Origin of the sequence: Pseudomonas wadenswilerensis, assembly GCF_900497695.1 — a bacterium.
GTDB classification, from domain to species: domain Bacteria; phylum Pseudomonadota; class Gammaproteobacteria; order Pseudomonadales; family Pseudomonadaceae; genus Aquipseudomonas; species Aquipseudomonas wadenswilerensis.
Genome location: NZ_UIDD01000007.1, coordinates 633,945 through 646,793, shown reverse-complemented (window position 1 = coordinate 646,793; position 12,849 = coordinate 633,945). Strand labels below are relative to the sequence as shown.

Below are 12,849 nucleotides of genomic sequence, written 5' to 3'. Positions count from 1 at the left end.
TGCTCAGCGGCTGGCGCCGGCCTTTTGCTTGGCATTGAGGATGGCGGTGTATTCGCCCGGGTCGATGCCGTTGAGGTAGTAGTTGCCGACGTGGTGCAGGCGCCAGCGGATCGGGTCGTGGGTGGTGTGCACCCGGGCGTTGCGCCAGAAGCGGTCGAGGTTCCACTTGCTCAAGGAGGAGCTGGCACCGAGCAGCGAGAAGATGTCGCTGGAGATCTTCAGCGAAGCGCCATCGGAATGGGCGCGGGCGGTGGCCACCGAAAGGATCAGCTCATCTTGCAGGGCCTTGTTGTCCGGGGCCTGCTCATGGGCGTCGAAGGTCCGCGCGGCGTCGCGCAGCAACGATTCGGCGGCGCGCAGGGCCACCGCGTACTCGCCGATCTGGCGGATGATATGCGGCTCTTCACTGGCCCGTTCCACCTCGCTCTCGACCCACGGCCGGGCGTGCTGGTTGAGGTAGTCGATGCCGGCCTGCAGGGCACCGGCGGCGATGCCGGTGTCGATGGCGGCGTGGAGGATCTGCGGGAAGGTCAGGCCGGTGCGCTTCATCGGGCCCTGGCGGCGCAGCACGTAGCGCTCGTCCAGTTCGATGTTGTCGAAGATCACCGTGCCGCTGACCGAGTTGTTCTGGCCGAAGGCGTCCCAGTCGTCGACCAGGGTCAGGCCGGGCGTGTCGCGGTGCAGCAGCACGCCGGCGCCGCCGTCATCGCTGGCGGCGGTCAGCGAGATCCACTCGGCGAGATAAGAGCCGGTGGAGTAGAACTTGCTGCCGTTGAGGATCAGCTTGCCATCGGCGCGGCGCTCGACCCGGGTCTTGAGGGCGAACTTGTTCTTGCCACCGACCTCGGCCAGGGCATTGCCCAGGCGTTTGCCGGCCAGCACGTCGCTGACGACGCGATCGCGCACTTCGTCCGGATAGCCGCTGAGCACGCCGCGCAGCATGACGTTGTGAATCTGCAGCAACTGGCCGACGCCGCCGTCGGCGCGGGAGACGATGCGCACGGTTTCAACGATCGTCGCCACCGACGCGCCAAGGCCACCCAGCGCCGCGGGCACGCCGATGGCGGTGATGCCGCTGTCGGACAGCAACTGCGCCTGGCGCCGGGGCAGTTCGCGGTTGAGCAACGGGTCGGCGGCGAGGGCGGCGATTTCCTCGGCAATCTCATGGGCCGCGGCGATGGCCTGGGCGGGGTTGTGCAGGCGACGGGGCAGGGTACTCACGATAGGGCTTCCTTGAATGAACGGGTACCCAGGGCCTTGAGCAGGTTCTGTGCCAGTGGCCGCAAAGCCCCGTGCAGCAAGGCTTACGCCGAATTTGCCGAAGGCGGGTGTTGCTGGGGCAGCAATCGGCTGCCGATTGTTGCTCTGGCAGCAGCAGGGCTGCGCCAGCACTGCTGGCAGATCAGCAGTCAACCTTCAAGCAAAGGCGCAAAGCCCAATGAATTCAGGGCTTTGCCGAGTTGGCACGGGCGCTGCAATACCTCAGGCAAAGGCCAGCCGGCCGATTCGATCCGCTTGATGGAGCATGCCCATGACAATCGCCGCCACCTTGCCGCTGCCCACCGCAACGGCGCTGGAGCAACTCTGGTTCACCCGCTGCCCGGTGCCGACCGCTTCCGGTATCGCCTACACCCTGGGCTGGCTCACGGCAGAGTTCGCCGCCGACGGCCTGCCGGTGGAAACCCTGCAGGAAGCCCGGCAGCTGGGCCATCACCACTACGATCACCAACTGCCCGGGCTGTTTCGCGAGGGCGGTAATGTCCCGGCCCTGGCGGCGCGCGCTGCTGGCGCCCCGAGCCGGCTGATCGGCCTGACCTGGATCGAGGAATGGCAGACTATCCTGGTTCGCCCCGACTCAGGCATTCGCAGCGCCGCCGACCTTAAAGGCAAGCGTCTGGCCCTGCCGGCCTGGGGCGCCAACCGCCCCGGCAGCATCGCCCGGGCCATGAGCCTGCACGGCTACAAAGGCGCCCTGAGTCTGGCCGGGCTGAGCTTCGATGATGTCCAGCTGGTGGAAGTGGCGCTGCAATCCCAGGACGATGCGCCGACCCCGCAGCAGGGGTTGCAGCGTCTGTGGTCGGGCCTGGATTACCTGGTGCGCGGCGAGGTCGATGCGGTCTACGTCAAGGGCGCTGCCGCCGCCGATGCGGCCCGGCGCCTGGGCCTGGTGGTGGGGATCGACCTGGACCAGATCGCAGACCCGCGCTTGCGCATCAACAACGGCACGCCACGGCCGATCACCGTGCACCAGAGCCTGCTCGACGATCACTTCGACCTGGTGGTGCGCTTTCTCGCCCAGACCCTGCGCGCCGCCGACTGGGCCCGCGACAACCGCGACGGCCTGCTGCGCATCCTTCAGGACGAAACCCGCGCCGGCGCCCAGGGCGTCGATCAAGCCTACCGCGGCGACTTCCATACCACCCTGGCCCCGGACCTCTCGAGCGAGCGCCTGGCGTTTCTCGATATCCAGAAAACCTTCCTCAACCTGCACGGCTTTCTCGAAGCCGATTTTGCCCTGGCCGACTGGGTCGACCCGCGCCCACTGCAAGCTGCCCAGCAACTGCTGGCCGAACGCCGCGCCCACGCTTAAAGGAGCAATGCCATGACCGTACTGACTACCGAACACCTGATCGATGCCGCGCTGAACACCTTCATCGAGCAGGTGATCAACGAGGCCGACCAGGCCTTCACCGTGTTCCGTGAAACCAACACCATCACCGCCAACGGCACCGTCGGCTTTATCGAACGGGTACCGGGCCGCGAGTTGCTGGTATCGGTCAACTACCCGGGGCCGTGGGAGTACCGCAAGCCGCTGCAGGCCACGGTCAGCGACCTGGCCGGCAACCTGGTGCATGGCCAGGGCAAGGGTGGCCTGGGCCGTTACGCCAAGCTGTTTCGCGAACAACCGCAGATCACCACGGTGTCGCATGTGCACTCGCCGTACCTCGGTGCCTGGGCCCAGACCCAGCGTACCTTGCCGTTCAACTACGTGCCGGTGCAGCGCTTCCAGCTGGCCCGCGAGCTGCCGACCTACATCGACCGGCGCCAGGACGAGGTGGATTTCATCCTCGAACGCCTGGCCGAGAACCCGTTCACCCCGGCCATCCTCGAAGCCAACGGTGGCGCCACGGTCTGGGGCCAGCAGGGCCTGCGCGCGACCGCCGAGTTCATCGTGCTGCTGGAGGAGGGGGCGCAACTGCAACTGCTGGCCGAAGCCATCGGCGGCTCGCGGCCCTTCGGCCCGGGCGTGCTCACCCAGCAATGGCGGATGAGCAAGCTGATCGACAAGGCCAACGAGCTGGGCCTGATTCCCGCCACCGACCGCATTCGCGCCTGAGGAAAGACCATGGCTGTCAAGATTCTCTGGTACCTCACCAGCCCCGATGGTCCCTATCCGTGGGAGCCGCAAGGACGCTGGAAAACCGATTTCGCCCACCTCAAGCAACTGGCGGTGGCCAGCGACCGCCTGGGCTATTACGGCTCGCTGCTGGGCTCGAGCCCCAACGAGAGCCTGGCGGTGGCTGCCGCGCTGATCGACGCCACCGAGCGCCTGCGCTTTCTGGTGGCCCAGCATCCGGGCGAGTTATCGCCGGCGGTACTGGCCAAGTGGGCGCTGACTTTTGATGAGTTCTCCAACGGCCGCCTGTTGTTCAACGTGGTCAACGGCAGCGACGCCGGCCTGGCCCCCCTGGGCGTGCATTACCCGCACGATGAGCGCTACCAGTTCAGCCTGGAGTACTGGCGCGCCTTCCAGAGTATTTATGCCGGTGAAACCGCAGGCTTTGACGGCCAGTACGTCAAGCTGGCGCCACGTCCGGCTGCGGCGGCACGTCACCCGCTGGGCGGCTGGCATCCGCCACAACGCGCCTCCGTGCCGCTGTGGGGGGCGGGCACTTCCGGCCCGGGCGTGGCCCATTCGGTGCAGTTGCTGGATGTCTACCTGAGCTTCGCCGACACCCCGCCAAGGCTGGGCGAGAAGTTCCGCCGGGTAGCGGCAGAGGCCGCGAAGATCGGCCGCGAACTGAGCTTCGGCACGCGCCTGCAGATCATCGTCCGCGAAACCGCAGAAGAGGCCTGGGCCCACGCTGAAAAGCTGCTGCAACAGACCTCGCTGGCAACCGCCCGCGCCGCCATTGAACGCCAACTGCCTGCGGGCCAGACCCTGGAGACCTTCAGCAGCGACAATCCGCAAATCCAGCGCAATGTGCAGAGCATCCGCGACGGCCGCCTGCCCACGGCCCGCGAGCTTGAGATCTACCCCAACGTCTGGACCGGCCCGAGCCTGTTCGGCTTCAACATCCTCGGTCCTGCGGCCGGCACCTACCTGGTCGGCAGCGCCGAGCAGGTGGCCGCACGGATTCGCGAGTACGAAGCCCAGGGCACCTCGGCGTTCATCCTCTCGGGTTTCCCGCTGATCGATGAAGCCCACCGGGTCGCCGACCTGCTGTTCCCCTTGCTCGACCTGGACCACGGTTTTGACATTCCGCGCCTGAGTGCGCGCACGGTTGCCGAACCGGCTTAAGGAGTTGCCCATGCCAAACGAATTTTCCCGCCGGGTGTTCCTCGGCAACAGCCTGGCCGTCGGTGGCGGCCTGTTGCTCGGCTCCAGCCTGCTCACAGGTTGCGGCGGTGCTGAACCGGCCGCAGGCGCAGCCATCGCCCGGCCGACCCAGCCGGTGCGTGGCGGGCGCCTGCGCGTCGGCATCATCGACGGCGACCAGGCCGGCAACCTCGATGCGCACAAGCCGTCTGGCGGCGGGATCATTCGCGGCTGGGCGCTGTACAGCAAGTTCTGGGAGTGGAACGACGACGTCAGCACGCGCCTGGGCCTGGCCGAATTCGCCGAGCCCAACGCCGATGCCAGCGCCTGGACCATCCGCATCAAGCCGGGCCTGGAGTTCCACCACGGCAAGAGCATCACCGCCGATGACATGCTGTTCTCGATCCTGCGCCTGACCGACCCAAAACTGGCCTCGCCGTTTGCCGGGCTGGTCGGCGCCATCGACCGCCAGGCCTTGCGCAAGCTCGACGAGCGCACCATCGAGATCCGCTTCAAGCAGGGCCGCAGCTTCTTCCCGCTGGATGAAACCCTGATCGCCTTCGGCGGCATCGTGCCGACCGATTACGACCCGGTGAGCAACCCGGTGGGGGCGGGGCCGTACCGGCTGAAAAGCTTCGTGCCGGGCCAGCGCGCGCTGTTCACCCGGTTCGAGAACTATTTCAAACCCAACCAACCGTATGCCGACGAGCTGGAGATCATCGAATTCAAGGACCAGGTGTCGCGGGTTGCGGCGTTGCGCGCCGGGCAGATCGACGTTGCCAGCGGCGTGCAGGCCGAGCACAGCGCCTTGATCAAGGCCGACCCGCGGCTGCAACTGGTGGTGTCGCCGAGCACTTCGTTCAGCGGCTTCAACCTCAACACCGCCAAGGCGCCGTTCCAGGACGAACGGGTACGCCAGGCCTTCCGCCTGCTGGCCGATCGTCAGGAGCTGATCGGCCGTGGCCTCAATGGCTTCGGGCGCATCGCCAACGACCTGTACTCGCCGCAGGACCCGACCTACAACCACGCCATTGCCCAGCGCGGCTATGACCTCGACCAGGCCCGCTCGCTGCTGCGCCAGGCCGGCGCCAGCGACCTGCGGGTCGAGCTGACCACCACCGCCAACGAAGTCAACGCCGCCCTGGTGTTCGCCCAGCAGGCGAAGAAGGCCGGGGTCGAGGTCAAGGTCACCCCGGTGGACAGCTCGGTGTTCAACGGCCCGCAGAAAGAGCAGTGGCTGATGTCGCCAGGCTCCACGCCGGCCCGTGGCTTCCTGGCCACCGGCCTGCACAACGACGCGCCGCTGGCGATCTACAACCGCAGCAATTTTCGCGACGAGCGTTTCTCTGAGCTGTTCACCCAGGCCCTCGGCCAGCCTGACCTTGAGCGACGCAAGCAACTGGTGCACGAGGCCCAGACCATCCAGCACCAGCGCGGCGGCTTGCTGATCTGGGGCTTTACCGACGTGCTCGATGCCGCCTCCAGCAAGGTCGGCGGCTTGCACGGCGAACAGACCACTTTCGCCTCCTGGCGCTTTGACAGCCTGTGGTTGAACCATGCCTGAACCTTGCGCACGCACTTCCCGACTCCCTGCCTGGTTGCCGTGGTTCATCGGCCGCCTGGGCTACGGCCTGCTCACCGCCTGGGTCATCAGCCTGGTGGTGTTCATCGCCACCCAGGCGCTGCCCTCGGACCCGGCGCGGGTCATCCTCGGCCCCGAGGCACCGCTGGAAAGCGTGCTGACCCTGCGCGAGCAACTGGGCCTGAACCGGCCGATCCTGGTGCAGTACTTCAGCTGGCTCGGCCAGGTGCTGCGCGGCGACCTGGGGGTTTCCCTGGACTCCAACCAGCCGGTGGCGGCGATCATCTTCAGCCGCTTCGGCAATACCCTGGCGCTGCTGGCCGGGGTGCTGGTGCTGGTGGTGCCGCTGGCCTTGAGCATCGGCGTCAGCCTGGCCCTGCGCCGCGACAGCCGCCTGGACCGCTTTGGCCTGTCGGCGCTGATTTTCCTCAAGGCCACGCCGGGCTTTCTGCTCGCCATCGGCCTGGTGCTGCTGTTCTCCATGCCCCAGGTCAACCTGCTGCCGGCGGTGTCGATCCTCGATCCGGACAAAGCCCTGTGGCAGCAGCTTGAATACCTGTTGCTGCCGATCTTCGCCCTGAGCCTGTCGTCGCTGCCGTACCTGGTGCGCATGGTCCGCGCCTCGATGATCGAAGCGCTGGACTCGGACTACGTCAGCGCGGCGCGCCTGCGCGGCATCGCCGAATGGCGCATCGTCTGGCGCCACACCTTGCCCAATGCCCTGGTGCCAGCGATCCAGGGCGTGGCCCTGACCCTGCGCACGCTGATCGGCGGCGCCTTGCTGGCCGAGGTGATCTTCAGCTACCCGGGCATCGGCACCCAGCTCAACAGCGCGATCCAGATGCGCGACCTGCCGCTGGTGCAGGGCGTGGTGCTGGTCATCACCCTGGGGGTGGTGCTGATCAACCTGGTGGCTGACCTGCTCACCGTCTTGCTCACCCCGAAACTGCGCACCGCCCGCCGCGCCACGCTGATCCAGCGCAACCGCCGCGGCATCCAGAGCTGGTGGCGGCGCCCGGCGGCCAAAGCCCCTTGAGAGGAGTAGTCCATGTTCAATGCACGCTGGTGGCGTGAGCCACAGATTCGCCGCGGCGGCCTGGTGACCCTGGCCATCGTCCTCCTGGCCCTGGTCGGTCCCTGGCTGGCGCCCCATGCCCCCACCGACATGGTGGGCGGGGTGTATGGCGCCCCCGCCGGCGACGCACCGCTGGGCCATGATTTTCTCGGCCATGACGTGCTGTCGCGGTTGCTCAATGGCGGGCTGTCGATCTTGTGGATGTCGCTGGCGGCGGCCGCCATCGCGCTGATTGCCGGTACCGTGCTGGGGCTGCTGGCCGGTTTGTCGCGCCAGCGCCTGGATCAGGCGATCACTTGGCTGGCGGATATCTGGCTGGCGTTTCCCGACCTGATCCTGGTGCTGTTGATTGTCTCGATGCTGGGCCGGGCGCCGTGGCTGATCGTGCTCACCGTGGCCATCGCCTTCACCCCCGGGGTGATCCGCCTGGCCCGTGGCAGCGCGGTGGCGGTGGCCAGCCAGGAGTTCGTCGAGGCAGCGCAGATGATGGGTTTCTCGCGCACGCGCATCCTCTTGCGCGAGATCCTGCCCAACGTGTTGACGCCGTTGCTGGTGCACTTTGGCAACATGCTCACCTGGGGCATCGGCATGCTCTCGGGGCTGAGCTACCTGGGTTACGGCGTGGCGCCACCGGCCGCCGACTGGGGCCTGATGATCAATGAAAACCAGGCTGGCCTGCTGGTCCAGCCCTGGGCGGTGTTGGCCCCGGCGCTGCTGATCGGGGTGTTCGCCTACGGCACCAATATCTTCGCCGAAGGCATTGCCCGGCACAGCGCGGGAGAACGTCGATGAACTCATATGCCCCACTGGCCCCATCGCTGGCAAGCCAGCTCCCACAGGATCCTTGGCCTGCTGCCGAACCTGTGGGAGCCGGTCTTGCCAGCGAGAGGCCGGCCCTGCAAGTGCAAAACCTGCGGGTTGAACTCAACACTGGCGCCGACATCATCGACCACATCAACTTCACCCTGGCCCCCGGCGAAATCCTCGGCCTGGTCGGTGAGTCCGGCTCGGGCAAGACCACCCTGGCCACCGCCTTGCTGGCCCATGCCCGGCGCGGTGCGCGCATCGCCGCAGGCCGCATCCAGGTCGCCGACGCCAGCCTGCTCGAGCTGCGCGGCGAGGCCTTGCGCCAAGCCCGTGGCGGGCTGATCGGCTATGTCGCCCAGGACCCGGCGCAAGCCCTGAACCCGGCCCTGCGCATCGGGCCTTTATTACTGGAAACCCTGCACGCCCATGAACCGCAGTTGCAAAAAAATGCGCAGCAACAGCGCCTGCAACAGACCCTGATCGACGTCGGCCTGCCCGGCGACGCGGAATTCCTGCGGCGCTTCCCCCATCAACTGTCCGGCGGCCAGCAGCAGCGGGTGATGCTCGCCCTGGCGTTCGTCCTGCGCCCGCGGCTGATTGTCCTCGACGAACCGACCACGGCACTGGACGTCAGCACCCAGGCGCACATCCTGCAAACCCTGCGCCGGCTGTGCAAGGAGCAGGGCGTGGCGGCGGTGTATGTGTCCCACGACCTGGCGGTAATCAAGGACCTGGTCGACCGGGTGATGGTCATGTACGCCGGGCGCATCGTTGAAGTCGCCAGTCGCCAACGGCTGTTCGCCCGTCCCAGCCATCCCTACACCTTGGGCTTGCTGGCGGCGATCCCGGATGTTGCCCGCCAGCACCCGCTGCAGGCGATTCCCGGCCATGCCCCGGCGCCGGGCCAGCGCCCCAACGGCTGTGCTTTCGCGCCACGCTGCCCGCGGCGTACGGCGGCCTGCGAGCAGGCTGAGCCGGGCCTGCAAACACTTGAGCCCCATCAGCAAGTGGCTTGCCTGCATCCACAGCTTGAGGCGCCGGCGCCCACAGCGGCGCTGCAGGTACGGGCGACGCGGGTGGATCAGGCGCCATTAATGGCGATCAGCAACCTGAACCTGACCTACGACCGCCAGGTGCTGTTTGACCTGGCCCTCGAAGTACAGGCCGGGGAATGCCTGGCAGTGGTCGGCGAGTCTGGCTCGGGCAAGACCAGCCTGGCCCGCACCCTGGCAGGCCTGGGCGACAATGCCAGCGGTGAGCTGAGCTTCGAGGGCCAGCCGCTGAGCCTGCTGGCCCGGCAACGTCCCGGCACAACCCGTCATCGCATCCAGTACATCTTCCAGAACCCGTACCGGGCCTTGAACCCCCGGCAGACTGTGGCCCAGTGCCTGCAGGCACCGCTGGAGCACTTCTTCAAGCTCAAGGGCCAGGCGTGCCGGGCGCGTATCGAGGCGGCGCTGCAGCGGGTGGCCTTGCCGGTTTCGGTGGCCGCCAAGTATCCCCATCACCTCTCCGGTGGCGAGCGCCAGCGGGTGGCGATTGCCCGCGCGCTGGTGTGCGAACCGAGCGTGCTGATCTGCGATGAAGTGACTTCGGCACTGGACGTTTCAGTCCAGGCGGCGATCCTGGCCCTGCTCAAGCAATTGCAAGGTGAGGGCATGACCCTGGTGTTCGTCACCCACGACCTGGGTGTGGTGCGGGCGATTGCCGATCGGCTGGTGGTGATCCAGCAAGGACGGATTGTCGAGCAGGGCCCTGTGGATGAGGTGCTGGACCGGCCCGTCGACGGCTACACCCAGAGCCTGCTCGCCCATACGCCGAGATTGGCAGCAGCGCTTTAGCGGCTGCGCCAGGGCGCGCCGTTGGCAAAACGCGCCTCGATCCACTGCTTGAAGGCGAGGGTCGCGGCACTGTTGTAGCGGGCGCCCGGGCGCACCAGGTAAATGCCGGCGTCGGCATCCAGTTGCCAGTCGGGCAGCACCGGCAGCAGGCGGCCGCTGTCCAGGTCGTGCTGCATCAGCCAGTCGCCGCCGGCGAGGATGCCGACCCCGGCGCGGGCGGCGGCCAGTAGCGCTTCGTTGTCGTTGCTGACCAGCGAGCCGCGCACCTTCACCGTCTGCTGCTGGCCCTGGCTGGCCAGGCGCCATTCCGGGTACGAGCGCAGCCCGGTAAACCCCAGGCAGTTATGGTTGGCAAGGTCGGCCGGTGTCTGCGGCTGGCCGTGCTGTTGCAGGTAGGCCGGCGCCGCGCAGAGGATGCGCCGATGCTCACAGAGCTTGCGCGCCACCAGGCGGCTGTCGGCCAGTTCGCCAATGCGGATCGCGGCATCGAAGCCTTCGGCGACGATATCGACAAAGCGTTCGGCGTATTCGGTCTCCAGCTGTACCTGGGGAAACGCCAGGGCAAACTCGGCGAGCAGCGGGCTCAGCCACAGGCGGCCCATGGACGAGGGCAGGGCGATGCGCAGCCGCCCGCGAATCTGCGTAGCGCCTTGGGCTGCTTCGCGTTCGGCCTCGCTGATCAGGCTCGCGGCCTGGCGCAGGCGCTCTACCAGCCGCGCGCCTTCATCGGTGAAACGCAACTGGCGGGTGGTTCGCTCGACCAGGCGAATACCCAGGCGCTGCTCCAGTGCGCCAAGGCGCTTGGACAGCACTGAGGGATGGCGCTGCAGCAGGCGCCCGGCAGCGGCAAAGGAGCCTTGCTCGAACAACGCCAGGAGGGTGGCAAGCTCATCGGCCTGGCGACTGTCGAACGGGTCCATGGGGGTTACCTCGGTGGGTCAGGGCGTCAGGATGACCGCGCCCTGTGAGCGTCCTTGTTGCAAGTCGTCATGGGCCATGGCGGCGTCGGCCAGTGCATAACGCTTCCAGATCTGCGGCCGAATGATACCTGTCGCCACCGCCGCCAGCACCTCCCCGGCACGTTGCTGGTACTCGCCGGCAGTTGCCGTGTGCGCGGCCAGCGACGGGCGGGTGATGAACAACGAACCCTTGGCGTTGAGGGTACTGAGCTCGATGGCCGGCGGCGCGCCCGAGGCCATGCCGCAAGACACCAGCAGGCCGCGCGGCCGCAAGCTGTCCAGCGAAGCCTCGAAGGACACCCGGCCGATCGGGTCGTAGACCACATCGAGTTTTTGCCCGTGGGTCACGTCCAGCACCTGCGCGGCCAGGGTGGCGGCGTCGAACACCAGCACTTCATCGCAGCCGGAGGCGCGGGCGCGGGCGACACTTTGCGGCTTCGATACCACGCCGATGACAAACGCGCCCAGATGTTTGGCCCAGGGCACCAGCAACTGCCCCAGCGCGCCTGCCGCGCCGTAGATCATCAGCCGCGTGCCGGGCCCGACCGGGTAGGTGCTGTGAAGCAGGTAGTGGGCGGTGATGCCCTTGAACAGCAGGGCGGCCGCTTCGTCCAGGCCGAGATTGTCCGGGAGTTTGACCAGGCGCTCGGCGGGGTACAGCCGGGCGCTGGCGTAGGCGCCGAGCGGGCCGGTGGCATAGCCGACGCGGTCGCCGACATTGATCCCGGTGACCTGCGCGCCGATTGCGGCCACGGTCCCGGCACCTTCCAGGCCAAGGCCTGAAGGCAAGGCAATAGGCACATCGCCCTTGCGCTGGCTGACGTCCAGCGGGTTGACGCCGATGGCCGCCTGTTCGAGCCAGACCTCGCCGGGGCCGGGTGCTTGCGCGGTGGTCTGTTCGAGGTGCAGGACGGTGGGGGCACCGGTTTGCTGAAGGCGGATTTGCATGACCATGATCGGGTTCCTGGAGCACAGTGTGAGTGTGCTCGAGGGTATTGATCCGGTCATGGCGCAGCAATCGGGTTGATTGCAGATCATTGCTGCACCTGATGCATGGGTTGTGACCCTATCGCGGGGCAAGTCGAAGCCCCGCGATGCTCAACCCAGCACCTCGACAATCCGCCGGGCAATGTGCGCCGCATGGGTCTCCAGGGCAAAGTGGCCGGTATCCAGCAGCTCCACCACGGCGTTGGGGTTGTCACGCTTGTAGGCCTCAGCCCCTGGTGGAATGAAGAACGGGTCATGCTTGCCCCAGATGATCAGCGACGGCACCTGATACTCGCGGAAAAACGCCTGGAACTGCGGGTAGCGCCCAAGGTTGTTGGCGTAGTCGAGGAACAGGTCGAGCTGGATCTCCTTGTTGCCCGGGCGCTCCAGCAACAGTGCATCGAGGGTGTAGGACTCCGGGGCGACCAGGGTCGGATCGGCCACGCCATGCAGGTACTGCCAGCGAGTGCCTTCCAGATGCAGAACCGCATCGCCAACGGTCTTGCGGTTGGCCGCCGACGGGTCAGCCCAGTACTGGCGAATCGGCGCCCAGGCATCGCCCAGTCCTTCGAGATAGGCGTTGCCATTTTGCGACACGAACCCCGTGACCCGCTGCGGGTGCGCCACGGCCAGGCGCAGGCCGGTGGGCGCGCCGTAGTCGAACACATACATTGCATAGCGCTTGAGGTTCAGCGCATCGACAAAGGCGCCCAGGGTCTGCGCCAGGGCATCGAAGCTGTAACGGTACTCGCGTTCGGCCGGTACTTCAGTGAAGCCGAAACCCGGCAGGTCCGGGGCGATCAGGTGAAAGTGCGCGGCCAGCAGCGGGATCAGGTCGCGAAACTGATGGGATGAACTGGGGAAGCCATGCAGCAGGAGCAACACCGGGGCACCGGGCTCGCCGGCTTCACGGTAGAACACGCGAACGCCGTCGGCGTCGACGAACTGGTAGCGCACGGTTGGGGTAGGAGTGCTCATCGGACTGGTCCTCTGTAACCGGGTAAATTGATTTATTAGGTTACTGCGCAAGCAAATCTTGCATGGAGTTTGTAACCTGT

Annotated in this window: 11 protein-coding genes; 7 read left to right on the top strand and 4 right to left on the bottom strand. The window is 66.9% G+C overall.

Annotated features, from left to right (window positions below; all coding sequences use genetic code 11):
* Window positions 1-3: 3 nt before the first annotated feature.
* On the bottom strand, window positions 4-1,221 hold the full coding sequence (locus tag CCOS864_RS14075) for an acyl-CoA dehydrogenase family protein (protein WP_115086862.1): 1,218 nt from the start codon (window positions 1,219-1,221) through the stop codon (window positions 4-6).
* A gap of 310 nt (window positions 1,222-1,531) precedes the next feature.
* Here CCOS864_RS14075 and CCOS864_RS14070 point away from each other — a divergent pair, with 310 nt between their 5' ends.
* Genes CCOS864_RS14070 through CCOS864_RS14040 form a run of 7 tightly spaced genes read left to right on the top strand, consistent with a single transcriptional unit; the run spans window position 1,532 to window position 9,845 of the window.
* The gene (locus CCOS864_RS14070) at window positions 1,532-2,590 is read left to right on the top strand and encodes an ABC transporter substrate-binding protein (protein WP_115086861.1); all 1,059 of its coding nucleotides are present in this window, start codon (window positions 1,532-1,534) and stop codon (window positions 2,588-2,590) included.
* Between the two features lie 12 nt (window positions 2,591-2,602).
* Window positions 2,603-3,337, top strand: coding sequence for a class II aldolase/adducin family protein (locus tag CCOS864_RS14065; RefSeq protein ID WP_115086860.1), 735 nt, complete (start codon window positions 2,603-2,605; stop codon window positions 3,335-3,337).
* A gap of 9 nt (window positions 3,338-3,346) precedes the next feature.
* On the top strand, window positions 3,347-4,522 hold the full coding sequence (locus CCOS864_RS14060; RefSeq protein WP_115086859.1) for an LLM class flavin-dependent oxidoreductase: 1,176 nt from the start codon (window positions 3,347-3,349) through the stop codon (window positions 4,520-4,522).
* 10 nt (window positions 4,523-4,532) lie between these two features.
* Window positions 4,533-6,104 (top strand): ABC transporter substrate-binding protein, encoded by a 1,572-nt coding sequence (locus tag CCOS864_RS14055; RefSeq protein WP_115086858.1) that lies wholly within the window; start codon window positions 4,533-4,535, stop codon window positions 6,102-6,104.
* A complete protein-coding gene (locus CCOS864_RS14050) occupies window positions 6,097-7,158 on the top strand; it encodes an ABC transporter permease (protein ID WP_115086857.1) in 1,062 nt (353 codons plus the stop codon). The genes CCOS864_RS14055 and CCOS864_RS14050 overlap by 8 nt, the downstream gene beginning before the upstream one ends.
* Window positions 7,159-7,170: 12 nt before the next feature.
* Window positions 7,171-7,989, top strand: coding sequence for an ABC transporter permease (locus CCOS864_RS14045; protein ID WP_115086856.1), 819 nt, complete (start codon window positions 7,171-7,173; stop codon window positions 7,987-7,989).
* On the top strand, window positions 7,986-9,845 hold the full coding sequence (locus CCOS864_RS14040; RefSeq protein ID WP_244211917.1) for an ABC transporter ATP-binding protein: 1,860 nt from the start codon (window positions 7,986-7,988) through the stop codon (window positions 9,843-9,845). The genes CCOS864_RS14045 and CCOS864_RS14040 overlap by 4 nt, the downstream gene beginning before the upstream one ends.
* Here CCOS864_RS14040 and CCOS864_RS14035 read toward each other — a convergent pair.
* The 3 genes from CCOS864_RS14035 to CCOS864_RS14025 all read right to left on the bottom strand — a co-directional run bounded on the left by CCOS864_RS14035 (window position 9,842) and on the right by CCOS864_RS14025 (window position 12,769).
* Window positions 9,842-10,765, bottom strand: a complete 924-nt coding sequence (locus CCOS864_RS14035; protein ID WP_115086855.1) for a LysR family transcriptional regulator — start codon at window positions 10,763-10,765, stop codon at window positions 9,842-9,844. The two genes, CCOS864_RS14040 and CCOS864_RS14035, sit on opposite strands and share 4 nt — an antisense overlap.
* Window positions 10,766-10,783: 18 nt before the next feature.
* Window positions 10,784-11,758, bottom strand: a complete 975-nt coding sequence (locus CCOS864_RS14030) for a quinone oxidoreductase family protein (RefSeq protein WP_115086854.1) — start codon at window positions 11,756-11,758, stop codon at window positions 10,784-10,786.
* Between the two features lie 144 nt (window positions 11,759-11,902).
* The gene (locus CCOS864_RS14025) at window positions 11,903-12,769 is read right to left on the bottom strand and encodes an alpha/beta fold hydrolase (protein WP_115086853.1); all 867 of its coding nucleotides are present in this window, start codon (window positions 12,767-12,769) and stop codon (window positions 11,903-11,905) included.
* Between the last annotated feature and the right edge of the window lie 80 nt (window positions 12,770-12,849).

What these genes read in the sequence shown, in the direction of transcription:
- CCOS864_RS14070 (WP_115086861.1), top strand. Translation starts at nt 1,532, where the DNA reads ATGACAATCGCCGCCACCTTGCCGCTGCCCACCGCAACGGCGCTGGAG.
- CCOS864_RS14065 (WP_115086860.1), top strand. Translation starts at nt 2,603, where the DNA reads ATGACCGTACTGACTACCGAACACCTGATCGATGCCGCGCTGAACACC.
- CCOS864_RS14060 (WP_115086859.1), top strand. Translation starts at nt 3,347, where the DNA reads ATGGCTGTCAAGATTCTCTGGTACCTCACCAGCCCCGATGGTCCCTAT.
- CCOS864_RS14055 (WP_115086858.1), top strand. Translation starts at nt 4,533, where the DNA reads ATGCCAAACGAATTTTCCCGCCGGGTGTTCCTCGGCAACAGCCTGGCC.
- CCOS864_RS14050 (WP_115086857.1), top strand. Translation starts at nt 6,097, where the DNA reads ATGCCTGAACCTTGCGCACGCACTTCCCGACTCCCTGCCTGGTTGCCG.
- CCOS864_RS14045 (WP_115086856.1), top strand. Translation starts at nt 7,171, where the DNA reads ATGTTCAATGCACGCTGGTGGCGTGAGCCACAGATTCGCCGCGGCGGC.
- CCOS864_RS14040 (WP_244211917.1), top strand. Translation starts at nt 7,986, where the DNA reads ATGAACTCATATGCCCCACTGGCCCCATCGCTGGCAAGCCAGCTCCCA.
- CCOS864_RS14035 (WP_115086855.1), bottom strand. Translation starts at nt 10,765, where the DNA reads ATGGACCCGTTCGACAGTCGCCAGGCCGATGAGCTTGCCACCCTCCTG.
- CCOS864_RS14030 (WP_115086854.1), bottom strand. Translation starts at nt 11,758, where the DNA reads ATGGTCATGCAAATCCGCCTTCAGCAAACCGGTGCCCCCACCGTCCTG.
- CCOS864_RS14025 (WP_115086853.1), bottom strand. Translation starts at nt 12,769, where the DNA reads ATGAGCACTCCTACCCCAACCGTGCGCTACCAGTTCGTCGACGCCGAC.